General features: G+C 36.0%; 25 protein-coding genes. 16 read left to right on the top strand and 9 right to left on the bottom strand.

Features of this window, described 5'->3' with window-relative positions:
• Window positions 1-13: 13 nt before the first annotated feature.
• Genes HYI04_RS12640 through HYI04_RS12615 form a run of 6 tightly spaced genes read right to left on the bottom strand, consistent with a single transcriptional unit; the run spans window position 14 to window position 4,805 of the window.
• Window positions 14-1,393: a TrbI/VirB10 family protein gene (locus tag HYI04_RS12640; RefSeq protein WP_005000433.1), complete on the bottom strand. Its 1,380-nt coding sequence runs from the start codon at window positions 1,391-1,393 to the stop codon at window positions 14-16.
• Between the two features lies 1 nt (window position 1,394).
• Window positions 1,395-2,132: a TrbG/VirB9 family P-type conjugative transfer protein gene (locus HYI04_RS12635; protein WP_005000435.1), complete on the bottom strand. Its 738-nt coding sequence runs from the start codon at window positions 2,130-2,132 to the stop codon at window positions 1,395-1,397.
• Between the two features lie 14 nt (window positions 2,133-2,146).
• A complete protein-coding gene (locus HYI04_RS12630; RefSeq protein WP_005000436.1) occupies window positions 2,147-2,935 on the bottom strand; it encodes a VirB8/TrbF family protein in 789 nt (262 codons plus the stop codon).
• Entirely contained in the window at window positions 2,935-4,020 is a 1,086-nt protein-coding gene (locus HYI04_RS12625) for a type IV secretion system protein (RefSeq protein ID WP_005000437.1), read from the bottom strand. The genes HYI04_RS12630 and HYI04_RS12625 overlap by 1 nt, the downstream gene beginning before the upstream one ends.
• A gap of 7 nt (window positions 4,021-4,027) precedes the next feature.
• A complete protein-coding gene (locus HYI04_RS12620; RefSeq protein WP_005000439.1) occupies window positions 4,028-4,447 on the bottom strand; it encodes a hypothetical protein in 420 nt (139 codons plus the stop codon).
• Window positions 4,434-4,805, bottom strand: a complete 372-nt coding sequence (locus tag HYI04_RS12615) for a hypothetical protein (RefSeq protein WP_005000442.1) — start codon at window positions 4,803-4,805, stop codon at window positions 4,434-4,436. The genes HYI04_RS12620 and HYI04_RS12615 overlap by 14 nt, the downstream gene beginning before the upstream one ends.
• A 1,621-nt stretch (window positions 4,806-6,426) precedes the next feature.
• On the opposite strand from HYI04_RS12615, the gene HYI04_RS12610 reads away from it, so the two are divergent.
• From HYI04_RS12610 to HYI04_RS12600, 3 genes are read left to right on the top strand one after another with little or no spacing between them, the layout of a single operon-like run.
• Window positions 6,427-6,666, top strand: coding sequence for a hypothetical protein (locus HYI04_RS12610; protein WP_005000443.1), 240 nt, complete (start codon window positions 6,427-6,429; stop codon window positions 6,664-6,666).
• A 16-nt stretch (window positions 6,667-6,682) separates the two neighbouring features.
• A complete protein-coding gene (parA, locus tag HYI04_RS12605; protein ID WP_005000446.1) occupies window positions 6,683-7,372 on the top strand; it encodes a ParA family partition ATPase in 690 nt (229 codons plus the stop codon).
• Entirely contained in the window at window positions 7,369-7,773 is a 405-nt protein-coding gene (locus tag HYI04_RS12600; protein WP_005000449.1) for a hypothetical protein, read from the top strand. The genes parA and HYI04_RS12600 overlap by 4 nt, the downstream gene beginning before the upstream one ends.
• A gap of 640 nt (window positions 7,774-8,413) precedes the next feature.
• Here the strand turns inward: HYI04_RS12600 and HYI04_RS12595 are convergent.
• Window positions 8,414-9,442 carry a hypothetical protein gene (locus HYI04_RS12595; protein ID WP_005000195.1) on the bottom strand — a complete coding sequence of 343 codons (1,029 nt, stop codon included), beginning with the start codon at window positions 9,440-9,442 and terminating at the stop codon, window positions 8,414-8,416.
• Between the two features lie 387 nt (window positions 9,443-9,829).
• Here HYI04_RS12595 and HYI04_RS12590 point away from each other — a divergent pair, with 387 nt between their 5' ends.
• From HYI04_RS12590 to HYI04_RS12555, 8 genes are all read left to right on the top strand, one after another.
• Window positions 9,830-10,135 carry a hypothetical protein gene (locus HYI04_RS12590; protein ID WP_005000193.1) on the top strand — a complete coding sequence of 102 codons (306 nt, stop codon included), beginning with the start codon at window positions 9,830-9,832 and terminating at the stop codon, window positions 10,133-10,135.
• Window positions 10,136-10,360: 225 nt separating this feature from the next.
• Entirely contained in the window at window positions 10,361-10,756 is a 396-nt protein-coding gene (locus HYI04_RS12585) for a hypothetical protein (protein ID WP_005000189.1), read from the top strand.
• Between the two features lie 310 nt (window positions 10,757-11,066).
• A complete protein-coding gene (locus tag HYI04_RS12580; RefSeq protein WP_017480466.1) occupies window positions 11,067-11,660 on the top strand; it encodes a hypothetical protein in 594 nt (197 codons plus the stop codon).
• A 230-nt stretch (window positions 11,661-11,890) separates the two neighbouring features.
• A complete protein-coding gene (locus HYI04_RS12575) occupies window positions 11,891-12,364 on the top strand; it encodes a hypothetical protein (RefSeq protein WP_015060716.1) in 474 nt (157 codons plus the stop codon).
• Between the two features lie 233 nt (window positions 12,365-12,597).
• The gene (locus HYI04_RS12570) at window positions 12,598-13,425 is read left to right on the top strand and encodes a DUF3560 domain-containing protein (RefSeq protein WP_015060717.1); all 828 of its coding nucleotides are present in this window, start codon (window positions 12,598-12,600) and stop codon (window positions 13,423-13,425) included.
• A gap of 61 nt (window positions 13,426-13,486) precedes the next feature.
• Window positions 13,487-13,723, top strand: a complete 237-nt coding sequence (locus HYI04_RS12565; protein ID WP_015060718.1) for a hypothetical protein — start codon at window positions 13,487-13,489, stop codon at window positions 13,721-13,723.
• Between the two features lie 160 nt (window positions 13,724-13,883).
• The gene (locus HYI04_RS12560; RefSeq protein WP_015060719.1) at window positions 13,884-14,306 is read left to right on the top strand and encodes a hypothetical protein; all 423 of its coding nucleotides are present in this window, start codon (window positions 13,884-13,886) and stop codon (window positions 14,304-14,306) included.
• Window positions 14,293-14,523 (top strand): hypothetical protein, encoded by a 231-nt coding sequence (locus HYI04_RS12555; RefSeq protein WP_017480467.1) that lies wholly within the window; start codon window positions 14,293-14,295, stop codon window positions 14,521-14,523. Before HYI04_RS12560 ends, HYI04_RS12555 begins: the two co-directional genes overlap by 14 nt.
• Before the next feature lie 223 nt (window positions 14,524-14,746).
• Here HYI04_RS12555 and HYI04_RS12550 read toward each other — a convergent pair whose 3' ends face one another.
• Window positions 14,747-15,283, bottom strand: a complete 537-nt coding sequence (locus HYI04_RS12550; RefSeq protein WP_015060720.1) for a conjugal transfer protein TraD — start codon at window positions 15,281-15,283, stop codon at window positions 14,747-14,749.
• Between the two features lie 531 nt (window positions 15,284-15,814).
• Between HYI04_RS12550 and HYI04_RS12545 the strand changes: the two genes are divergently transcribed.
• Genes HYI04_RS12545 through HYI04_RS12535 form a run of 3 tightly spaced genes read left to right on the top strand, consistent with a single transcriptional unit; the run spans window position 15,815 to window position 20,449 of the window.
• On the top strand, window positions 15,815-18,727 hold the full coding sequence (locus HYI04_RS12545; RefSeq protein ID WP_017480453.1) for an AAA family ATPase: 2,913 nt from the start codon (window positions 15,815-15,817) through the stop codon (window positions 18,725-18,727).
• A 14-nt stretch (window positions 18,728-18,741) separates the two neighbouring features.
• Window positions 18,742-19,986: a DUF1173 family protein gene (locus tag HYI04_RS12540; RefSeq protein ID WP_015060702.1), complete on the top strand. Its 1,245-nt coding sequence runs from the start codon at window positions 18,742-18,744 to the stop codon at window positions 19,984-19,986.
• 10 nt (window positions 19,987-19,996) lie between these two features.
• A complete protein-coding gene (locus HYI04_RS12535) occupies window positions 19,997-20,449 on the top strand; it encodes a hypothetical protein (protein ID WP_004993232.1) in 453 nt (150 codons plus the stop codon).
• Window positions 20,450-20,510: 61 nt separating this feature from the next.
• On the opposite strand, the gene HYI04_RS12530 is transcribed toward HYI04_RS12535, so the two are convergent.
• The gene (locus tag HYI04_RS12530) at window positions 20,511-20,993 is read right to left on the bottom strand and encodes a hypothetical protein (protein ID WP_019768104.1); all 483 of its coding nucleotides are present in this window, start codon (window positions 20,991-20,993) and stop codon (window positions 20,511-20,513) included.
• A 62-nt stretch (window positions 20,994-21,055) separates the two neighbouring features.
• Between HYI04_RS12530 and HYI04_RS12525 the strand changes: the two genes are divergently transcribed.
• Window positions 21,056-22,188 (top strand): IS3-like element ISAba14 family transposase gene (locus HYI04_RS12525; protein WP_223155595.1). Its coding sequence is split into 2 segments (ribosomal slippage): window positions 21,056-21,308 and window positions 21,308-22,188, totalling 1,134 coding nucleotides; the frame shifts between segments, so codons are not numbered across the junction.
• 105 nt (window positions 22,189-22,293) lie between these two features.
• Complete coding sequence (locus tag HYI04_RS12520) at window positions 22,294-23,073, top strand: APH(3')-VI family aminoglycoside O-phosphotransferase (RefSeq protein ID WP_014386410.1); 780 nt, start codon at window positions 22,294-22,296, stop codon at window positions 23,071-23,073.
• The last annotated feature ends 218 nt before the right edge of the window (window positions 23,074-23,291 follow it).

Raw genomic sequence — 23,291 nt, 5'->3', positions numbered from 1 at the left:
TTAAGCGCCTTTCTTATTGGTTTAAAATAGTTGAAAAGTCCAAGTCTTTAGCAACTAGAACTTTAATGCGTGTGCCGTGAGCGACTGTAATAGTCGGAGGAATTGACAAGTTACGTTGTAGAACACGGTCAGCTTGATTGCCGAATGAGTTTGCAACTTCAGTACGATAAGTCTGTGAAGCATTGTTTTGGTCGCTACTGCTAACACCTGCATTACTTACACCCGCACCAATAATGCTAAGTAAAGTAGCTGTTCCGAATATGCGCCCATAATGGTTGTTCACTTTACCGCCTAAGCCTGCGATACCAAGACTGTTAGTGCTTGGGCTATCGAGCATAATTTCTACGCCATTAGGTGTGATTGCACGATTCCAAACCGCCCCGATTTCTGCTTGTCCGTCATTAACAATTGATGAGTATTGACCGAATAAACGAGTACCCGCAGGCAGTAAACGATTACGTCCTTGTTCGCTATAAACATCATTAGTTACACGAGCAATAATGTTGCTTGGTAAATCGCTTTTAACAGCAGTTTCTAAAACTGCATCTACGATCTTGCCTTGTTGTATAAGCATTCTACGATCAGCGTTATAACTTGCATGAGCAATAGGCGCTTTTTGATTAGAAGTGCTTGAATCAAAACGACCACCCATAGAACCCGCAGTGCTATTTGCAATGCGTGGATTTACATTGCTTGCACCCGCTTGGTTGCCATTGGCATTAGATTGTTGTGAAGCTTGCATACCCATAAATAACGGTGCAAGTTCAGGCGGTATGCCTGCCATTGCACTAGCATCACCATTAGGGCTAACACCGCCACCTTTACCGCCATTCTCATTAACCATGATTCCAGACTTGTAGCGGGCGTTTAAAAGGGCTTGTTCTTTAGCCATAGCATCTTGTCTAGCCTGCTCTTGTTGCATTGCTAGTTGTTGTTGCTGTTCAGCTAATTGACGCTCCATTTCGAGCTGTTCAGGGCTTTTTTCAGTAGGGTTTACAGGGTCAGGGGTAGTCGCAGTTGGGATTGGTTGCGGATTTCCGAATCCGAATCTATCCATGCCATTAAAATTACTGCCGTCCATCCCTGTTACTGGTTTAGCAACAGCACTTTCTACACCGCTTTCTACACGGCTTTCTTTGTTCTTTTGCAATTTCAGATAAACGCCAAAAATTACCAAGCCAATAATGAGGGCTAGTAAGCCACCGAACTTAACCAATTTGCCTATGTCTATATTTTTAACAGACGTTTTAGGCTTATTCTCAAAAGCATCTTGACGTTCAAAATCATCTTTACCATGTTCTTTTTTTTCATCATGGAAAACATGATTTTCAGTGCTGAAGTTATCTTGGGTTTTAAAGTCATCGTTACCCAAATTTTTATTTTCATTTGTCATTTTATTTTCCTCCAATCACTTCAGGTTTACGGAGAATACAAACGTATTCTTTGCCAAGTCGCAGAGTGAAAGCATCGTTTACTTTCTCAATCACGATTACATCCCCCTCTTGTCTTGAGTTGGTAAGTTCTTCGTATCCCTCACCATTAACCGCATAAACTGCGGGACGAGGTGAATTTTTCGCAATACGAATAAATGTGAATTGGTCATCATCACTTACGCCAAGAACTTTAATAGATTTGCTTTTAGTGGCATCCATTCCCCATTTTTGGCTTGTCATAGGCAGTTCACCTAAAGCGGGACGAGGTGCATTTTGTTGTGCCAATAAACGATTAGTTCTATTGGCATCTGCATAGTTAAAGCGCAGTACATAAACTGGTTGTGAACTATTGAATAGATTGAAGTAATAATTTCGCTTATCAGTGATTACGGTTAAGTTTGTACGGTTCATGCCTGCTTGTGGTTTTTCCGCAGGCTTGATGAATAGACGATTACCTTGTGGGATTATTTGCCATCCAATCGTGTCACCTGAAGCAACAGTTTGGATAGTTTCATTTCCAAACTCGACAGTAGTTGAAATACCAAAAGTCGTTGATAGTTCAACAACGTGGCTTTCAGAATACGGAACAACTTTAATGCGGTTATCCGTTTTCAAACCAACAGGAATTTGACGAGCAAAAGTTGGCGCTGAAGCAATGCACGTTGCTGTAAGTAAAATGCTTATAAGGGTCTTTTTCATATCCGATTACCTTATTAATTATTAGAAGTCTGTGCCACAGGCTCAGAAGCAGTGCTTGCTTCAGGTTTAGGCAATGGTTGAGTAACTGGGTTTTGAGTAACTAACGCATCATTTGATGAGTTTTGCGTTAAGTTCCAGTTCTTAAACTTCACGCCAAATGGGTTAATCCAACGATCTTTTACGTTGAGATCGTCAAAGTTGTCAGTGATATAGTCAGCCGTCACTGTGTAGCTGTACTGGCGAATTTCAGCACCTTTAATAACGGTTGTTTTAAAGTTGGCTTGAACTTTATTGTTGCCAAGAAAGTTGACAGCAATAACTTTAGGAGTGATTGAGCCAGTTTCACCTAGTTGGTTGTAAGGTGAGTTTTGATTCATTCCGCTAACTTCATTTTCAAAGTCGGTACGATCTTGGCTATCTAAGAAAATAGAAGCTTTGCTGTACTGTGCAGAAAGTTGGTCTTTACCAACTTTGCCGTAATAGCCATAGCGATTGCTGATAGTGTCCCAAAAGTAGGAGGTCACTAATTTTTCAATAAGTTTAGGGTCAGTAGTTGAATCAAACTTTTCTACACTGGTCATAATTCCAGTTTCAGAATCAATTACAGCAATCATAGGAACTGGTTGTTTTAAAGGTGTTAATCCTTTAATTGCGATACCTTGAGCAACATTACCTATACCTAGAACGGTCGCCAAACCAAGAACCCAAATAGTGATTTTACCGTTACGATTTTCAGACTTTTTAGTATTGTCTTGAATCTCTTTAATTTGAGCGTCTAACTGCGCTTTTTCTTGTGGTGTCATTAGCGTTTACCTCCACGACCAAAACTTTTAACCATATTGGTGCCTGAACTGGTGATACTTGAAGTCGCACTGGTTGAAGCTTCAAAGCCACTGCCGACCAAAGAAATTGCAATTTTTGGAACAAGCCAAAACAGCCCAATAACAACGATCAAAACAATTACCATGATGAAAGCCCCAGTAAACGTACTGCCGTTTTCATTAAGGTTTTGAATGCCTGCGACAACTGAAGTAAGCACTAAGTCACAGCTCACAATCAGCAAAAGAAGAACAACAAGAGGGGTTAAAATTGCTTGTAGCCAGTTTGTGGCATATCTGCGAGTTGCAGGGAACATTGCACATGCAAGAAAAATCGGTGCAACTGCGATTAGAATGCCAATAATGACTTTACAGATAATCCAAATTAAGAAGAATAAACCGCAGACAATGCAGGCTAAACCAAAAATCAAGCTATAGATCAGGACAAAGAAGAAGCCCGAAACGACATTGGTAATACCTGTATCAATGTTATTAAAAGCTAATGCGATAGATTCAAAGATAATAGATACAAAAGACTGCAATGTTGTTTTTGAATCTGTACCTGTCATTTCAGTAATCAGGTTCGGTACATCATCGAGGAATACTTCAGCAACGTATGGAAAGAAAGCATCCCATGAAAATACGATTGACCAAATCAACAGCATAATAACGAAAGTGGCTATCACACCCTGAATTTCTACAGCCATGCCTAACATCATTTTAATAGCTTGGAACGAAATCCAAATAATGATAAAGCCTGCAAAAACTGGAATGATTGGAGCTGTGACTTTCTGATAGTAACCTTGCAAATTGTCTTTAATGTTTTTATCAACACCAGTAATCAGACTATCAACAACCTTGTCTAATTCAGACATACCATTTTTGGTAACTTCAGATACATTCTGCGATATTTGATTAGAGTTATACGCACCGTTAGAACCGCCAGTCGTCCCAGTAGGTGTACTGCCATTGCCTAAATCTTGTGGATTGGTAAAGTTATCGACCGCATAAGCCGAGCTAAAGCTAAAAAAACTAAACAGAAGCAAGAAAGCATAGATAATCTTTTTCATAGTGACCTCAGCGAATTACTGGAATTTCGGGCGGGTTTTTTGAAGTCTTTAAGAAAAAGTTTTGTGTATCTGATTTTCTTAATTTTCCGTCTGAATAGACAAAACAATCACTAGCCAAAGAGCCTTCATAGCAATATGTATCGTCTTTAACGAATGTTAAGACCCCGCTTGATTCACCAGTAAATTTAGGCAACTTTGCAGGGTTATATTGGTTCATGTTTTGGATTTGATAATTGACTTTCTTTACTGGGAAATTGCCCTGTTTATCAGCTTCAGAAATCACATAGTACGAATAAAAAAATTCAGATTTTGGAGTGTGTTCGGGAACCCATACGCCTGAAATGTCAGGCTTAGAAGTGAAACAGCCAGTTAGACCTAAAGCGACAACCGCAGAAGCTAGACCGAGTTTAATTTTATTGATTTCCATTTTGCTGTTCTCTCTCATAAGTTAGAACACCGCTTTCACTACCAAGCTTTAGCTTTCCATCTACAAGCTGAAAACAAGCATCGTTAGGCGCACAAAGCAAACCGTTATCAGGTTTAAACTTCATGTCTGTAAAAACGCCTTTAGCTAAAATAGTGACGGTGTAAACGTCTTTAGTTGTGCTTTTATCAATAATGATTCGATCATTGATAATTACGTCATTTGCTGATTGCGATTGTTGCCCTATTGGGTTCATCCAAACGCCTACATAGTCATCCCCTTTCACTTCAGGCGCTTTAGGCTCGTCAGAACAAGCCGTCAAAACTAAAGCCGTAGCGATCGGAAGTAATAGTTTTTTCATACGACATTACCCCCAGTTTTTACCGTTTTAGTTACTTGAGCGAATGGGTCAGAGATTTGATTTTCAGCGCTTGGGATTGGTTGATATACGCAAGCGCATGGTGATTTTTTTAATCCCTTTTGTGATGATGTATTTGTGGCACAGGCTGTAAGTGCTGTTAGGCTCAAAATGCCCATTGTGACGAAGATTTTTTTCATAGTTCTAGCCTTATCGGTTATAGAGTTATAACAGTATAACTCTATAAGTTTAAAAATAGAACAAGTTTACTAAAATCTAACCATTTCAACTGTTTTAAATGGTAAACAAAAAGATAACACTCTTATTATTAAGTATTCATATTCAATCACTTAATTGTAATTTTTTACTATTGAGTATAAAGGCTCGAAAGTTTATGCACGTATTGGGAATGCTTCAGCATACCCAATGCTAAGTAAAGCTTTGAGCAATCAACCGACTGTAGGTAAGGGCTACCGTTCCCGCAGGCACAGAGGGCGATAGTTAATTTATTTTGATTTTATGAATAATAATTAAGCGTGTGGTGATACCCTTTATTTAGGGTGATTTAGAGTTATAACTCTATGATATTTCAATAAATAGCAAAAAAAAGTTTTTGATTGTTATAGGGAAATTGTGAAATAGCGCACAAAGAAAAAGCCCCGATAGTCTTGCAACTATCGGGGCTATGTTCTATATTCTTCGGTACACAGTTATTTGATGCGGTAAACATCATCTAACGAAGATCATAAGGTTTGGCGACCGTTATGATTTCACCTGAAAGGCTTGTACCTGAACTCTATTATTGCATTTATATTAGATTTTGCAAGTCATACAATGAAAAAACTTCGTTAATTTAGTGTCTATTCGTGTATCAAATAAGCGCATTGTTTATTTGCCGAGCTTCGTCTACTCCTGTGTTTTATAAAACTTTATGTTTGTAAGTGCATTGCCTTAAATGGGTCAACAATGGCATAGAGTTTTAAAGACGGTTGGTGTAGCAGGAGGATACAAGTGACGGCAGTATCACCAACGCAAGAGTTAAGCACCTAGCCAGTGTAAAACGCCCGCTTGCTGATGAACGCACAATAGGCGGGGACGCAGGGAATACGCTAGGAACTGGCATAAATAAGACGTTGGGGAAACCCTCCTTGAGATTGCCGACCTAGTGAGTGAGCTAATGCGTGTGCAGGGGAGCTGTAAGGCTCTAAATACTCACTTGCTGTTATGCCCTTACATTGGCATACAGTGTCGATTGAAAGCGATGTCGGCTCCGACAGCAATGCTACAACGGCAATATTCAAGATAGCCATTTTAAGCAATTTTTTTTGCTTAGGCTATCTAGGGTGAATATTGCCGAAATCTGCTCAATCTCACCAACCGCAAGGCGGTTGAAGCGAAGCGAAAACGACTAAGGTTGTGAGGTTGAAGCAGATAAGCGCCTTATTGTAATAGCGCCTATTCCCAGTACATATATAAGTATTGCTTATATATAGTTTTACTTATAAAGACTTTAAATAACAAACTATTAGAACAATAGAGAACAATTACAAAAGTATCTAAAATACCCCTTGATTGTTTTGTGAGTACAAATTAATATATGTATAAATAGTTAGGGAATATACCTATGATTAAATCTACTAAAGGTAAGACAAGATCAACAATGATTGGTAATCAAAACAGTGTTAAAGAAGTTGTCAAAGAAGATAGATTTCAAACACGTATGAACCATGAAGATAAGTTGAAACTTATTAAATTCTGCAAAGATAACAATTTAAGCCAAACAGATTTTTTAATTAATTCAATGGTCGATAAAGGCATTCTTCCTGAAAGCAGACGATCAGTAAAAACAACAGACAATACTTAATTTAAAGGAAAAGAACATGAGCAATAACACTGAAAAATTATCTAAAGTAATAGCATTGGTTAATCAGAAAGGCGGTGTATCTAAAACAACGACTTCAATTAATTTAGCTATGGGCTTATCTCTACGTGGGTATGACGTACTGTTAGTTGATGGTGACCCGCAAGCTAGTTCACTTGACTGGGCTACTGTACGTGAAGAAGCAGATATTGATTTAGGCTTTACTGTTATTGGTGTACCAAAAACCAACTTAGCCAAAGAGATTGCTAAAATTAAATCAAAATATGACTTTGTAATCACTGACAGCGCAGGCAGACAGTCAGAATTAACACGCCTTGCTATTGTAGCTTGTGACGTTGCGATCGTTCCAAATACGACAAGTCCATTGGATGCTTGGGCTACTAAAGAAACCTTAAAATCAATCAATGAAATTAAGGGCTATCGTGATTTTTCAGCTTACTTTTTATTGAGTGGCGTAAACCCACAAACTAAGGTCTTTAATGAGGTTAAAGAGTGGTTAGCTGAAAGTTACCCTTTACCAATTTTGGACACTAAGATTGCGTTACGAACTGCTTTTTCACGTTCATTGGGCGAGGGCTTGTCTATCTATGAATATAAAGATGATCATGGGAAACAGGATAAGAAAGCAATTGCCGAAGTCGATGCTTTAATTGATGAAATTTTACAACGTGAGGGAATGACTGAATGAAAGCACCTAAAGGCAATGCTACTGTGACCAGTAGCAATGCCCATATTGCAAATGAAAAGGCTCACATTGTTAATTCTTTGAACTTTGACAAAATTCAAAAAATTAAGATCAATCCCGATCTATACAAAAAGATCGAGAAAGTAGCGGATAAAAGAAAAGTCGTACTAGCAGATATTGCTAGATCGGCTTTGGACTTCTATTTAAACAATCCAAGTGCGCCATACAGTGAAGAATTAAGTAAGGGTAATTCTAAGCAATTAATCTACACCATTAATCACTTGTATGATGTGAAGATAAACAGCTTTAAGGCTGTTCATGGTATCAACCGAAGTGACCAAATTAGACAGGCATTATCGGCTTGGCTTATCAATGAAAACTTATTAAAGCTTGATGAAAATTAAGGGCTTGATATGAACCTAAATGATCTAAAAAATAAGGTGATCATAAATAATGAAATTGATCAAAAAAACTTTGATTACCTAATTACACAGGTAGATCAGGTTGCAATTGAGTACGCTATAAATGAATTGGAGAGCCAAAATAAGCGACCCTATCTATCTAATATTTTTAAGTTGCTAGAAATACCGCCCCGCCAATAAGTGGGGCTTATTTGTCTTTGGAGGGACTGACATGCAGAAAATTATAATCAGGGTACTTATCATCACTGGCTTTTTAATGCCTGCAATTATTATGTTCTTTTTCCCTAGCTTAACTGGGACTAAGTTTTTTTGGTTAAGTATGCTTGTATTCTGTTTTCTAATTTTGCGAATACGTGGAATTTTGCTACTTTTGGGCATTACTTATGCCAGTCTATCTTCTATGTTTTCCCGCCATTAAAACCGCCCTACCCTATTAATTAAAACCGTTTTAGCACGTATGGACTTGCAATTTCATTGCTTGGTCCATACTTGGCCAAAACTCTTACTGTGAAAAATCATATTCCGATGCTTGGTCAAAACTGCAAGTATGCAGTCTTGACCAGGCATCTACTTTATTGAATGATTTAAGTGGGTTATGAGTGCGGGGGAAATGTCAAAAAGGTCAGTCCATATTTTTTATAGTACCGCCAACTAAAGTTATAGGTATCCATTTAAAATCGTATCGTTCATAACTACCTTTTGCCCCATACCAATACAAGTGATAGTGCGCCCGCCTTAAATGTGGTCTGCGGTGTACTTTTGATGATTGTTTAGAATATTCAGTTAATTGATCATTTACGGCTTTAATCTGCTTAGACATTTCCTTGCCTGCAATAAAAGGCTTGTACTTTTGGGCTTCAAATAATCTAGGCACACGCTTTACGGTCTGAACGCCTACCCTTTCCTTATGGTTGTCAGGAAGCAATGGGACATAATCAGGCTTAGATAAACTGAACCAAAGCAAAATATTGATAAGTTGCTTTTGTAGGGATTGGTATTGATCTATTTCATTTTCATCTAATATTGAACGGTCATCATGAAATTCATCTATGAAATCTGATAAACAATCTTCTATAGCTTTTTCTTCATTGACTAATAAGACGATTGTTCGAGTTAAACCAGTATCAAGAAAAATCGTAGATACTAAAACTTTTTGATAGCAAAGTTCAGTTAAGGTAAATATCACTCCATAAATTTTAGATTGCTGAAAGTGCAAATCAAAATTATCAGTTTGAACGTAAATGCACAGCTCAGGAACATTGATCAAAAAGTTTGGCAAATTGCCCTCAAATTTACTTTTTGTTAGTTCAGTTGCTACCTCATTTTCAAATCTATAAATATTCTTTGTCAGCATCCAAGAACCGAGCGTGACCAGTTCACCAGTAGGACAAGGCAAATTATTGATTAGATGATCGGGAATTGCATCACCAACATTTAAACCTTTCTGCCAGTCTGGAGCATAGCAGTCTAAGCCTGCATATATCCAATCATCCCAAGTGACCAAAGAACTAATTTTTTTATCATCGTTTTTATACTTGATAGCCTTTGATTCAATCTTATTAAAGATACCCTTAAAACTTGCTTTCAAGTGTTGGCAACGTGCAGTAACGACCTTTAAAGGTATTGCAAATTCATTAGATAAGTTCGCCATGAAGCCCTGCCCTGCTTTTAATTAAGTAATTCTATAACACTATATCTAGTGCGGATCTCATACCTACTAGCCACTATATATAGTGTTTCTACTATCGCCCTCTATGCCTGCGAGAACGGTAGCCCTTGCCTACAGTCGGTTGATTGCTCAAAGCTTTACTTAGCATTGGGTATGCTGAAGCATTCCCAATACGTGCGTAAACTTTCGAGCTAATATTATACCTAAGTTGTATTGTACTCACAAATCATATTATGCGTATTAATGTTAATTAGTATAGCAGTAATAATAATTTCAAAAGTTTACATATATTGTTTTGTACTCACAAATCATTATATGTATAATGTATTTATTAAGTCGATTGGCGACTTAAATAATAGGTGATTAATTATGAACAATATTTTCACAAAGTTGGATACTAAAAAAATAGTTATTGAACTACTAAATGCTTTTGAAAAAGCAAACTTCGATTACTACTCAAGAGCCTATCTTGAAAGTCCAAAAGGTACATTTTGCGTGTCCTTTGGAAACTGTCAAATGCAAGATGCAAACATTATTACTATCTACATAGATAAAGCACCACATGAGTTTTATTTCACCCATGAACATTCCAATATTGCTGAAGCACATCACGAAGCAATTAATCTATTTAAACAAATTTTAGACTTTTACTTTACCTATCTAAAGCAAACATAAGTAAGCCCCGCAAGGGGCTTTTTTAATGCCTGCGGGCTTGGTTCAGATCGGGAGTGACCAAAACCACAGGAAAGGGAAACAACCCACTACAGCGAAAAATAAGAGCAATCAGGGCGCATAACGCTATTACATTAATTTACCTATATTGTTTTGTACTCACAAATCAATATAGGTATAATATATTTGTCAGGTCGATTGGCGATCTAATAAAAAAGGCTTTGAGTTATGACCAGTAAAGAACAACTTTCGTTAGAGTTGCCTATAGTTGAAACAGCTCAATCATACAAAGATATGAAAGGGCTATATAGCGTTGATATTTCCCATATATACCGCTTTTATATTCTCCTTAATTGGTATGGGGTACTAGAAAAAAGCAAAGTGATTAAAGCGGGCAGTGATGCAATTTTTGAATGTGATAATGAAATGATTGCAGATGAAATTTTAAATTGCATTCCGAGCTGTAAAAAAAGAAAGGTTTATCGAGTACCAAATTTTAACCCTATTTATTTTTCAGGAATAGATAAGCCATCGGTAAACCGTTGGAAGTTTTCAGTAGAAAGAAAACTAGGCTATGAAAAATCAATTTACTTTAGATCAGTTGCAAGCCGTTGGGATTATTAACCCCCTGCCCTAGTCGCAACCCTGCGGGATTGCTTTGTAAGTCCCGCTTAGGGGCAAAGGGGAGTAGTTGCGGTTCTGCGGTCAGCTCGACAAAATCACAGATTTTGTCGGCTTCGCTTGAACCTTGCAACGGTAATCAGGGAGGGAAGAATTTTTATATTTCTTCAGTTCGCAAAGTAGACACTTTGCTCTATTGATACCGCCTAGAGTTTTACACTTGTTTACATATATTGTTTTGTACTCACAAATCAATTTAGGTATAATGTATTTATCAGGTCGATTGGCGACCTCATACAAAAGGTACTCGAAAATGAAAAATTTTACTCAAAATGAAAAAGGTCAAATGTTCTATGAGGGCAGTTTGGTTTTAACTGCTAAAGACGGTTCGGTTTTTTTTGTATCAACTGAAATGCTTGTATGTAAGGCGTATCGAGCAAAAGCAAAAAAACCATTTATCAATACTCACTACAGAACAATTGAGCGTTTAAAACAAGCCGTTGGGGAAAGTATCCAATCATGTAATGCAAGATATGAGCAAAAATTACAGAACAAAGAAAAAACCGCAGAGCGTTTAAAAAAATTCCGTGAAGAACTACAGGTAGGCGATATTTTATCTACATGCTGGGGCTATGAACAAACCAACGTAGAATTTTATCAAGTGGTATCTAAGAAAGGCGCATTTTGTGAAGTTCGGGAAATTGCTAAACGCTCACATGATACGGCTTTTATGCAAAGTGAAGTATCACCAAAGCAAAACGAATTTATTGGAGAACCAATTAAAAAGAAAATTTTAGACGGCTATATCATGATCACAAGCTATATCAGAGCGACACCGCACGAATACGAAACACTAGCAACAGGCACAAAGGTTTATAAGCGCAGTTATGTTTCATCATACGCATAATTAAAAGAAGCCCCGCAAGGGGCTTTTTTAATGCCTGCGGGCTTGGTTCAGATCGGGAGTGACCAAAACCACAGGAAAGAGAAACAACCCGCTACAGCGCAAATCTGAAGCATTCAAGACACACAATAATAATTACACTTGTTTACATATATTGTTTTGTACTCACAAATCAATTTAGGTATAATGTATTTATCAGGTCGATTGGCGACCTCATACAAAGGAATTAAAAAATGACTGATTTAGTTTTGTTGACTGATGAAGAAATCGCAGACATGAGCTATGACAGCTTTAATAAAACCGACCTAGTTGCTATGCAGTCAATGCAAGAAAGCGAATTTCCACGCTATACAGTTGCAATGGCTCATACAATTTATGTATGGGAAAATATCTTATATCAAGAAGCAAGCCGATTATGTGAAAGCTATGACGGGGGAGTATGGGAAACTAAAAACGGCTTTTGGACTTTGCAATCTGATTCAATTTTTTATATGGAAAATGGATGGGACGAAGCGTTTAACCTGAATGCCCTAGAATTTTCAATTGTGGTAAATTTATTTGCATTGTCTAAAATTGCAATGATGACATACAGCTCAAAACCTGCAATCAATCGCAGAGCCGTTTTTTTTAGTGATTACATAAAAGACGTTATACATAAAAATAGGAATGTTTTAGATACTACAGCAATTTATAAATTGATTTATTAAAAGAAAAGAAGCCCCGCAAGGGGCTTTTTTAATGCCTGCGGGCTTGGTTCAGATCGGGAGTGACCAAAACCACAGGAAAGAGAAACAACCCGCTACAGCGCAAATCTGAAGCATTCAAGACACACAATAAAAATTACACTTGTTTACATATATTGTTTTGTACTAACAAATCAATTTAGGTATAATGTTTTTATTAAGTCGATTGGCGACTTAAATTAAAAAGGTATTGAATTATGAACGACCAAAATAACAATGATGCAATCAAAGCAGAACGCTTAAACCGTTATGAAGAACGCCAACAAAACCGCTTAGATCGTTATGAAGCTTTAGCTGATAAAGCAACAGTAAAAAGCACAGTATTGGCGACACGTTCAAATCAAATGGTTGAATGTATACCGTTTGGACAGCCAGTTTTAGTTGGTCATCATAGTGAAAAACGAGATAGAAACTTTCGTTCTAAAATTCACTCTATTATGGGTAAATCAGTTCAGGAAATGAAGAAAGCCGAATACTATCAAAATAAAGCTGATAGCGTAGGCAAGGGCGGTATTTCAAGTGACGACCCTAATGCAATAGAAAAACTTAAAAGCAAGCTTGAGAAGTTACAGCAGGCGCAAGAGTTAATGAAAAAGGCTAACAAGTTAATTAAAAAATTTCCCGAACACAATGCACGTTTAGAGGGATTAATTGAACTTGGATTCTCTGAAGAAAAAGCTATAGACGTATTAAATCCTAAATATGGCTCAATTGGTTTTGCAAGCTATTCACTTCAGAATAATAATGCTGAAATTAACCGCTTGAAAAAGCGTATTGCAGAATTGCAAACACTTGAAAATAGAACTTCAAATGAAGTTGAGAACGATCTTTATAAATATACAGAATGCAAAATAGAAAACCGTTGCATGTTTATATTTGATGGTAAACCTACGGAAGAAATACGCCAAATTTTAAAAAGTAATGGTTTTAAATGGTCGCCAAGTCGGGGCGCTTGGGTACGCCAGTTAAATGCAAATGGGATATACGCATCTAAACGAGTAATAAGCCTTATAGATCAAATATAATAAAGTAAGCCCTGCGGGGCTTTCTTTACTAATCAATGAAGCAATTTAAGGAAAGGTTAAAATGATTGAAAAATTATCTTTTGTTGGGCTAAAGGTGATCGAGTGTTTTAAAGATGCTGGGTTAGATCAAGTTTACATTGATGATAAAATAGAGGAGTTTTCTACATTAAATAATTATGCATCATTACACAAAGCGCTAAGAATACTTGATGATAAAAACATGCACAGACTAGCCCAAAAACTAGGTGTACATATTGAAGATTTAGAATCAACATTACTGGTTTTAAATCAAATATAGAAACCAAAAAAGTGGTGATAAAGTCGCCCGCAATTTTTTTGCGGGTGATATTCCAATGAAGCAAAAAAATTGCGGTTCATTGCGAATCAAATTTATGGATATGCAAAAAAGCATAGTCTTAACAGGTAAGAGCTAACATAAAGTTATTGAGGTCACTAATATGAATAATGCACAGTTCAAAATAGAATGCTTTAAGAATGGCTTATACAGTCGGGAACAGGTTATAGATTTTTATAATGTAGTCTATGAAGAAAATACAAAGTTCAATAAGCGTGATGCTCAATTATGGATGAATGGCAAAACTTCATATATCTATACAATAGATCAAACAGCTATAGATATGATCAATATGTTAAATAAAATTAGAGCCGAACTAATTGCAGAAGAAAGCGAAAGAATCCAAAAAGGCAAACCAAGATACACTAAGCTTTTTAAATCTGAAGTTGATTTATGGGCGGTACACAATGAACTTTTGAATCTACCATTAAACTTTTATCACTCAATATTGTTAGAGTTGAAAGTAACTGAATTAGATTACTATGAGAACATAGAGCAAATGGAAAATTTTAATGAAAAACACTAAGTATAAATCTAAAATTCTGATGATAATTATTTATACACTTGTAGGAATGTTGGCAGGGTATAACATTGGGAATTTTATAAGTAGCCACTGGTACAATGATCTTGGACAACCAAATCAAGATTTTTACGAAATGATTAAAATATTTTTTAATCTAGCTACAACTTTGCTATTTGGTACTGCCTGCTTATATATTTTTAAAGATGATATTAAAAACTAAACTCTAGGCGGTATCAATAGAGCAAAGTGTCTACTTTGCGAACTGAAGAAATATAAAAATTCTTCCCTCCCTGATTACCGTTGCAAGGTTCAAGCGAAGCCGACAAAATCTGTGATTTTGTCGAGCTGACCGCAGAACCGCAACTACTCCCCTTTGCCCCTAAGCGGGACTTACAAAGCAATCCCGCAGGGTTGCGACAAAATATAAGATATTTCAATTTTAGTCATTCAGCAGTAACACTTCCTGAATTATCAACTAAAGTGCTTTTTGATTTTTTTGCTTGTTCACGATCATTAATAAATTTGTCACCTGAAGCTTTCAAACTATCAAAATAACTTGGGTTATTTTTTGCATTTTCAATAGCACTTAAAAGCATCCCAGTGATAATGCCTTTATCTTCAGATGGGAAGTCTACCATTTCAAAAAGAGCGCCAATTGTAATAAGCTTGTGTTCACGTTTTTTTCGATCTTTAGCTTGTGCAACTTGGACTTCTTTTTTTAAACCTGCAAGAAGTTTTTTTTCATCCTCCTTGATTTTTTCCAGTTCTAAACGAGCTTTATATTTTTTAAACTCATTTTTCATAATCCGTTCAAAAGAACTAATTTGCTGTTTCGTTGGCGTACCTGATTCAATGTTAGAAACTAAAGTTAAGATAATTTCTTCAGTTTGACTTTTGTTCTCAAGTTTTTTTAAACGATCAATTTCTTCAGTGACGAATTTTTTTTGATCTTCAGTAAATTTAAAATCCTCAATATTCATTTTCTTAATCCAAAAGTTATAAGGTGATCAAATAATATCACAATGAAAAATTAAAAAATCCCAAAAAAATACAAAGCAACAAAAAACTATAAGAGTTCGCAAAGGCAATAGCACTGTCAATATTTTTCAGACTGAACGGAAGCCATAGGCTCACGGCTCATCTGAAAACATATTGATCAGCAAAAATCAAAAAAACACACTAATCCTAAAGGGGGTGTAAACGAAGTGTCTACCCCCGATGACCCACTGGCGAAGTGTAGGGATTCATAAGGGAATTATTCCCTTATGTGGGGCTTGGGGTGAAACCCCATATCTATATAAAAATAAATTACAAAAAAAGCCAAAAATCAGCCCCAAAAACCGCTTTTAAAATCAATGCCTTGCATTGCTTCAAAATCGGACAAATGCAAGCATTTGTTTTGTCACTTGTAGCGAATATATAGAGAGGTTATCATGACTATAGCAGTAGGAATGCACGCTTCCGCGTTTCTCTCCGAGAAACAGAAAAAGCAAAAGCAAAAAAGGCATAAAATGGCGATCTATCACTTATCAGTTAAGACAGGCAGGCAATACGGTTCTACAGGAACTCGTGGCGCAAATCATTACGCCTACATTAACCGTGATGGAAAGTATAAAAGAGATGATTTAGAAAATATTAAATCTGGAAATTTACCGTCATGGGCTACTGATGCAAAACACTTTTGGAAGTCAGCAGATAAGAATGAGCGTATTAATGGGCGTGTTTATACTGAATTAGAAATTTCATTACCTAGAGAACTTAATAAAGAACAAAGAGAAGAATTAGTAGAGAAATTTGTTGAAAAAACTTTAGGTGAAAACTTCACTTATTCTTATGCAATTCATAGTCCTCTAGCTAGTGATGGTCAGCAAAACCCGCATGTTCACCTTATGTTTTCTGAAAGAAAATTAGACGGTATAGAGCGTGACGAAGTAAAGCATTTTAAGCGTTATAATCCAGTAAACCCTGAAAAGGGCGGTGCGGGTAAAGATCGTTATTTTTCTTCTAAAATGTTTGTGGTTGATACCCGCCTAGAATGGGCTAACCATGTAAATGATTTTTGTGAAAACTTAGGTATTGATGCACGTATTGATCATAGAAGTTTTAAAGAGCAAGGTATTGAATTGTCTAGCCAAAACTTTAGAGCTGATTACGTTAGCAGTCACAAATACCATATCAATGAAAATATTAAGCAAGTACGTCATCAAAATGGTGAAATAATAATTGAGCGCCCAAGCGAAGCAATTAAAGCATTAACTTCTAATCAATCTGTTTTTTCAGTGCGTGAGCTAGAGCGTTTTTTAATGGCTCATACAGATGGTGAAGAACAATATTTAAAAGCTTATGAATCGGTAATAACTTGCCCTGATATGGCTACTTTATATGGTAAAGATAAAGTCGTATTTTCTTCTAAAGAGCTTGTAGGTATTGAGGAATCAATCTCAACATTTATCTATAATGCTAATGAGGAAAGCCGTATTCAAAAACCATTTAATCTAGTTGAGAAATTACCTTTAAATGCGGTACGTGTTGCTGAAACAAGAACATTTAATAGTGAGCAAGAAAAAGCATTCTATACCTTAACTTCTACCGATCGGATTACATTGTTGAATGGTTCTGCGGGCACAGGTAAATCATACGTTCTAAGTGCCGTTTCTGAAGCCTATAAAGAATCTGATTATCAAGTATATGGAATCGCATTACAGGCAATTACAGCTAAGGCTATAGCGAATGATTGTGATATTCCAAGTAGTACAATTGCTTCTTTCTTGTCTAAGTATGATAGCGGTAATTTAGAAATAAATAATAAAACTGTATTGATCTTGGATGAAGCAGGCATGGTCGGTTCAAGAGATATGCAACGCTTGCTTATGCTTGTAGAAAAACACGATGCACAAATAAAATTAGTTGGTGATAGTTACCAGTTAAGTGCAGTAAGTGCGGGTCATGTATTTGCAAATATTCAAGAAAACTTAGATAAGAAAAATATTGCTTCACTAGAGGATATTCAACGTCAGAAACATGCCAAAGAATCTGACAAGATGATTCAAGCATCTAAATATCTTTCTAAGCATGAAGTAGGTAAAGCAATAGATATTTATAAATCTATTAATATGGTTAATGAATACGAATCTCATGATCTAGCTTTAGCTAAAACTGTTAAGTCATGGAGTGAAGATTCTAGCGAAAGTAAATTAATGCTTGCTCATTCAAATAGTGATGTGAATGAACTAAATCGAATGGCTAGAGCATTGCTTATCAAACAAGGTAAGCTTAATCCTGAAAGTGTTTCTGTGAAAAACTATCAAGGTGATTTAGATATTTCCATCGGTGAGAAAATTGTATTCAAACAAAATAATTCACAGATGAAAGTTAGTAATGGTGAACTGGCTAAAGTAATAGGTTTTGAAAAGGATAAATTCAATAATCCTAAAGCTATGATGGTTCAAATGGAAAGTGATAGCAGAATTGTTAGAGTTGATTTAAAGGAATATGACCAGTTCAAACATGGCTATGCAAATACTATTCACTCATCACAAGGTATGACTGTAGATAGTGCTTATATTGTAGCTAGTGAAAATATGAATGCTAATTTAACTTATGTTGCTTTAACTCGACATAAGCAAAATATTCAAATCAATTATAGTGCTTTAACTTTTGCAACTAATGAAAAAGAAACTGTTAAGACCCCTGACGGTAAAGTTTCTTATGACCATAATTACAAACCAGTAGAAAGAGAAGTAACGGCTTTTGAAAACTTCAAAAAGGTACTTGGACGTTCAGAAACTAAAGAGTTCTCTACAGACTTCACACTTGTAGAATCTAAAGATAATTTAATGAAGTCTTATTTAAATGATCATAGATTGCATTTAGAGAATAAGCGTGAATTGTTTGGAATAAATAGCAAGCTGTATTCATTGACCAGTGAAAATAAAACATTCACTAAAGAAGAAATCGTTTCTGAAGTTAGAGCAAGTTTGAAATCTAAAGCCTTACTTGGTGACGAGATCGTTAAGTTTAACGGCAATATGAATATAGCAAAAGGTGAGCTTGTAAAACTTACTAATGATCTTGAGATTAAAACAGGACTATTTAAAAAGGTAACTTTTGAAAAAGGTACTGAATTAAAAGTTATTGATGCTTATAAAGTTAAAGATAAGCCAGTAATGAAAGCACGAATTAAAAATGAAGAATACGAGATTCCTTTCAATAAATTGAATCTTGAATATTCAGATAAATACTTTAATGAGTTTAAAGACCAGTCAAAAGCTAGATTCGATTCACGGCATAAAACTGAAGTCTATACAGAGTTTAGAGAACAGCTTTTAAAGCAAAAAGCGAATGCACCAAAAGACAATTTGAATGCACCTAATCAGCGTATTAAAAACCCAAATACGCCTAATCGAAACACACCTAAATATTAAATGAGGGCGGTTTTATGAATAATTTTATACATAATGGAAAAATTGTTAGTCCTGATGATGAAGTATTAACACAGGCAATTTTGCAAGAGTGTTATCAAAAAGGGATTAGACCTATTTGCGCTTGTCTGCCACAAAAAAACATTGAAATGTATATCGCTAAAATTGGCGAAAACTTTGTTTTAAAGCGTATGCCTAACAGCGCAGATCAGCACGACTTTAGTTGCCTAAGCTATGAGCCACCTACTGAAATTTCAGGACTAGGCGAGGTTATTGGGGAAGCTATCAAGACAGATGAAACAGGGGCAAGTGTTTTAAAGTTTGAGTTCAGTTTGTCAAAAAGCAATGTATCCAAACAAGCGCCTACGCCAAGTGATACACCTAAAGATACTGTAAAAGCTGAAACAACAAAATTGACCTTAAAAGGGACGTTAGATTACTTGCTTGAAGAAGCTTTGTTAAACCGCCACCAACCGAACATGAAGCATAATTGGTTTCAATTTCGCAAGGCATTAAAAGTAGCTTTGAATGATAAAAAGAATAAAAAAGATGATTTAAGTGGATTGGTTTATATCCCTGAATATTACGACCAAACCAAACACAATGAGATTGAAGCCCGAAGAAAAGCAGAGTTGGCAGACCTGAAAGTTAAAGGCAATAAACGCCCATTAAAAATATTTATTGGTGTGATTAAGTCTATTGAAGATGCACGTTTTGATGGGGGCAGAATCATTCTAAAACATGCCCCAACCTTGCATTTATTTATGGATGCAAAAATGTATAGCCGAGTTAATAAACGCTTTGAAGCCGAGCTTGAGCAGGCGCATTATCAAGACGATGTAAACCTATTAGCAATTGGGACTTTTGGATTTGCGGATAGTGGTATCGCAAAGATTGAAGAAATTGCTCTAGTGCCTTTAAATCAAACTTGGCTACCATTTGAGAGCTTGGGTGAAAAAGAACTCTTAGACACGCTTACAATGCAGAATAGGTCATTCATTAAGTGCTTGCGATATAATCTAAGCCCTAAAAGTCCAATTGCAAACGTATTGCTTACAGACACCAACCCACCAACGGCATTTTACTTAATCAATGATCAGACTGAAGATTCTTATATTACTGAAGCAAAGGAATTGATTGCTTCAAGTGAGTTCACATCAATTCTGGTCAATGTCGATCGGGACGTTGTAGACATTCCACCACCTGAAAATAAACCGTTGTTAGGCTATAACAATCATACTGACACCGCAGTTAATAGTTAAGGATTCATATATGGATTACCAAGAACAGGAACAATTTAAAATTTTTGCGGGCTTTGTCGCTTTTCTGATAGCTGTTTTTTGCTTTCTAGTATGGAAAGGCTCAAGTGCCGTAGGTTTAGATTTTGCCACTGGAATGAAGTCTAGTGTTGGCTTAATTGCTTTGGTAGTGGCGCTGTACTTTGCTATCAAATGGGATATACCTAAAGCTATGCTTTACCCTACGGTAGCTGTTTTATTGGTTGTCTGCTTATTCCCTGCATTAAATTATTATGCGCTTGAAGCTTCAGAAAAATCATTTAATCAAACAACTAATTTTCTTGGTCAGCCAGTACAAGAATTTTCAGCGACCACAATTACCGTTATGTGGGGCATGTGGTATATGAAAGCGGTTTACATGCTTGTAGCGGGCTTAATTGGAGTTGTTCTACAAAGAATTAGGTATCCTGAAGAAAATTATTTTTAAGCGTACTAAGCAAAAAAAGCCAGTTCTATACTGGCTTTTTTATTTTTCTAAAAGGTTGTTTTTAGTCTAAGTTTCTTTTAATGATGATTTTGTATTTATTATGGTCACGCTTTCCACGTTGCCCTGAAAAATATATTCCTGAAGTAGATACATTGTCTGAATTAATCAAAACAAATGGTAAATTTTGTTTCGCTAGAGTGATATAAGCTTCAACACAATCTTTTAACTCATTGTTTTTTTGATCTTTTGGCAAGTCAGCTACGATAAAGCCAACATTAAGTTGATGCTTTTCAAATGTTTCAATAGCTTCACGTTGATCTGCGTCATAGTGAATTTTATTAATTAGTCTAGATATACAAATTGAAATAATTTCATAAACAAGAATTGCGAGTGCTAAAAACATCCCCGCAAAAACTGTAATTTCTTTGCTAAAAATTACACCTAAGTATTCACTTATAATGAATTTAATAAAAATAACTAAAGCTACAACGAAAATCAAAATTTTCAGTATGTTTAGAAGAGATGGATCCGTAAATTTGAACAACTCCTATAAGTGATATTCTGCTCCTCAAATGATGTTATAAACATCAATATATGGAGTATTTTATGGCACGTAGACCAAGAAGAAATCATTCAAATGATTTTAAAGCTAAGGTAGCACTTGCTGCGATTAAAGCAGAAAAAACACTTGCTGAATTGAGTGCTGAGTTTGATGTTCATCAAAACCAAATTATTGACTGGAAAAATCAATTGATCTCAGCTTCCTCGCAAGCTTTCGATCAATCAAAAGCTCCAACAGAACCACCCATCGATCTAAAAAAACTACATGCAAAAATCGGTGAGCAGGCATTAGAAATTGATTTTTTAGAAGGTGTGTTGAAGAAACTGGGCCGCTTCAACCACAAAAGTTAATCGACGACTCACTTCAGATTTCAGTATCTAAGCAAGCTAAGCTGCTGAAAGTCTCCCGTGGTTGTTATTACTATCGCCCAAAACCTGTGAGTGCATCAGATCTGAAGCTGATGCGATGTATTGATGAATTACATATGCAATATCCTTTTGCAGGCAGTCGTATGATGCGTGATTTGTTGAATCGTCAAGGACATCATATAGGACGACGTCATACACGTACTTTAATGAAGAAAATGGGTATTCAGGCGTTATATTGCAAACCAAATTTAAGCCAGGCTAATCAAGCTCACCGTAAATATCCATATCTGCTCAAAGGATTGGCTATTCAGCGCAGTAATCAAGTGTGGTCTACGGATATAACGTATATCCCTATGGCAAAAGGCTTTGTTTATTTATGTGCTGTGATTGATTGGCATAGCCGCAAGGTACTTGCGCATAGAGTATCGATTAGTATGGAGGTGGATTTTTGTATTTCGGCTTTAAATGAAGCGATTGAAAAATATGGTCGACCTGAAATATTTAATACAGACCAAGGCAGCCAGTTTACCAGTGATGCATTTATTGATGTATTGAAATCAAATGGCATTCAAATCAGTATGGATGGTAAAGGTCGATGGGTAGATAATGTGATGGTTGAACGATTATGGCGGAGCGTTAAATATGAAGAGGTGTATCTCAAAGCTTATAGCAGTGTCACAGATGCGAAAAAGCAATTAAGTGCATATTTTGAGTTTTATAATTTGAAACGACCTCATTCGAGTCTAGACAAAATGACACCAAATGAGTTTTACTATGATCAGCTACCCCAACAAAACAAGGTGGCTTAACTAGAGCGGAATATCACTTATAAATACGCTTTTAGTTGTTCAAACAAGTGGGACCACCTCTCTCGCATTTGCGGGGTTTTTAATGCTGAATAAAAGGAAAACTTGATGGAATTGCCCAATATTATTCAACAATTTATTGGAAACAGCGTTTTAGAGCCAAATAAAATTGGTCAGTCGCCATCGGATGTTTATTCTTTTAATCGAAATAATGAAACTTTTTTTCTTAAGCGATCTAGCACTTTATATACAGAGACCACATACAGTGTCTCTCGCGAAGCGAAAATGTTGAGTTGGCTCTCTGAGAAATTAAAGGTGCCTGAACTCATCATGACTTTTCAGGATGAGCAGTTTGAATTAATGATCACTAAAGCGATCAATGCAAAACCAATTTCAGCGCTTTTTTTAACAGACCAAGAATTGCTTGCTATCTATAAGGAGGCACTCAATCTGTTAAATTCAGTTGCTATTATTGATTGTCCATTTATTTCAAACATTGATCATCGGTTAAAAGAGTCAAAATTTTTTATTGATAACCAACTCCTTGACGATATAGATCAAGATGATTTTGACGCTGAATTATGGGGAGACCATAGAACTTACCTAAGTCTATGGAATGAGTTAACTGAGACTCGTGTTGAAGAAAGATTGGTTTTTTCTCATGGCGATATCACGGATAGTAATATTTTTATAGATAAATTCAATGAAATTTACTTTTTAGATCTTGGCCGTGCTGGGTTAGCTGATGAATTTGTAGATATATCCTTTGTTGAACGTTGCCTAAGAGAGGATGCCTCGGAGGAAACTGCTAAAATATTTTTAAAGCATTTAAAAAATGATAGACCTGACAAAAGGAATTATTTTTTAAAACTTGATGAATTGAATTGATTCTAAGCATTATCTAAAAATACTTAATTGTCTTTTAACGTCGCTAAATTTTAAATAAATAAGTGAAGAGTGTTAGTGGAGCCACTGATTTAAAGTTGGCAGAGTAAAACTTGAAGTGCGACATAAACCACCTAATTAATTTAAAGGGTTTATGGAGTATATAAAATTGTCATACCATCATCTTAACTTTGAAGATCGTACTGCATTAATGCTTGAGT

It is taken from the genome of Acinetobacter sp. SwsAc2, assembly GCF_013391465.1.
Lineage (GTDB): Bacteria > Pseudomonadota > Gammaproteobacteria > Pseudomonadales > Moraxellaceae > Acinetobacter > Acinetobacter johnsonii.
This window is presented reverse-complemented; position numbering and strand designations above follow the sequence as displayed.

Excerpts from the sequence above, each read along its gene's own strand:
- HYI04_RS12640 (WP_005000433.1), bottom strand. The coding sequence starts at position 1,393 with ATGACAAATGAAAATAAAAATTTGGGTAACGATGACTTTAAAACCCAA.
- HYI04_RS12635 (WP_005000435.1), bottom strand. The coding sequence starts at position 2,132 with ATGAAAAAGACCCTTATAAGCATTTTACTTACAGCAACGTGCATTGCT.
- HYI04_RS12630 (WP_005000436.1), bottom strand. The coding sequence starts at position 2,935 with ATGACACCACAAGAAAAAGCGCAGTTAGACGCTCAAATTAAAGAGATT.
- HYI04_RS12625 (WP_005000437.1), bottom strand. The coding sequence starts at position 4,020 with ATGAAAAAGATTATCTATGCTTTCTTGCTTCTGTTTAGTTTTTTTAGC.
- HYI04_RS12620 (WP_005000439.1), bottom strand. The coding sequence starts at position 4,447 with ATGGAAATCAATAAAATTAAACTCGGTCTAGCTTCTGCGGTTGTCGCT.
- HYI04_RS12615 (WP_005000442.1), bottom strand. The coding sequence starts at position 4,805 with ATGAAAAAACTATTACTTCCGATCGCTACGGCTTTAGTTTTGACGGCT.
- HYI04_RS12610 (WP_005000443.1), top strand. The coding sequence starts at position 6,427 with ATGATTAAATCTACTAAAGGTAAGACAAGATCAACAATGATTGGTAAT.
- parA (WP_005000446.1), top strand. The coding sequence starts at position 6,683 with ATGAGCAATAACACTGAAAAATTATCTAAAGTAATAGCATTGGTTAAT.
- HYI04_RS12600 (WP_005000449.1), top strand. The coding sequence starts at position 7,369 with ATGAAAGCACCTAAAGGCAATGCTACTGTGACCAGTAGCAATGCCCAT.
- HYI04_RS12595 (WP_005000195.1), bottom strand. The coding sequence starts at position 9,442 with ATGGCGAACTTATCTAATGAATTTGCAATACCTTTAAAGGTCGTTACT.
- HYI04_RS12590 (WP_005000193.1), top strand. The coding sequence starts at position 9,830 with ATGAACAATATTTTCACAAAGTTGGATACTAAAAAAATAGTTATTGAA.
- HYI04_RS12585 (WP_005000189.1), top strand. The coding sequence starts at position 10,361 with ATGACCAGTAAAGAACAACTTTCGTTAGAGTTGCCTATAGTTGAAACA.
- HYI04_RS12580 (WP_017480466.1), top strand. The coding sequence starts at position 11,067 with ATGAAAAATTTTACTCAAAATGAAAAAGGTCAAATGTTCTATGAGGGC.
- HYI04_RS12575 (WP_015060716.1), top strand. The coding sequence starts at position 11,891 with ATGACTGATTTAGTTTTGTTGACTGATGAAGAAATCGCAGACATGAGC.
- HYI04_RS12570 (WP_015060717.1), top strand. The coding sequence starts at position 12,598 with ATGAACGACCAAAATAACAATGATGCAATCAAAGCAGAACGCTTAAAC.
- HYI04_RS12565 (WP_015060718.1), top strand. The coding sequence starts at position 13,487 with ATGATTGAAAAATTATCTTTTGTTGGGCTAAAGGTGATCGAGTGTTTT.
- HYI04_RS12560 (WP_015060719.1), top strand. The coding sequence starts at position 13,884 with ATGAATAATGCACAGTTCAAAATAGAATGCTTTAAGAATGGCTTATAC.
- HYI04_RS12555 (WP_017480467.1), top strand. The coding sequence starts at position 14,293 with ATGAAAAACACTAAGTATAAATCTAAAATTCTGATGATAATTATTTAT.
- HYI04_RS12550 (WP_015060720.1), bottom strand. The coding sequence starts at position 15,283 with ATGAATATTGAGGATTTTAAATTTACTGAAGATCAAAAAAAATTCGTC.
- HYI04_RS12545 (WP_017480453.1), top strand. The coding sequence starts at position 15,815 with ATGGCGATCTATCACTTATCAGTTAAGACAGGCAGGCAATACGGTTCT.
- HYI04_RS12540 (WP_015060702.1), top strand. The coding sequence starts at position 18,742 with ATGAATAATTTTATACATAATGGAAAAATTGTTAGTCCTGATGATGAA.
- HYI04_RS12535 (WP_004993232.1), top strand. The coding sequence starts at position 19,997 with ATGGATTACCAAGAACAGGAACAATTTAAAATTTTTGCGGGCTTTGTC.
- HYI04_RS12520 (WP_014386410.1), top strand. The coding sequence starts at position 22,294 with ATGGAATTGCCCAATATTATTCAACAATTTATTGGAAACAGCGTTTTA.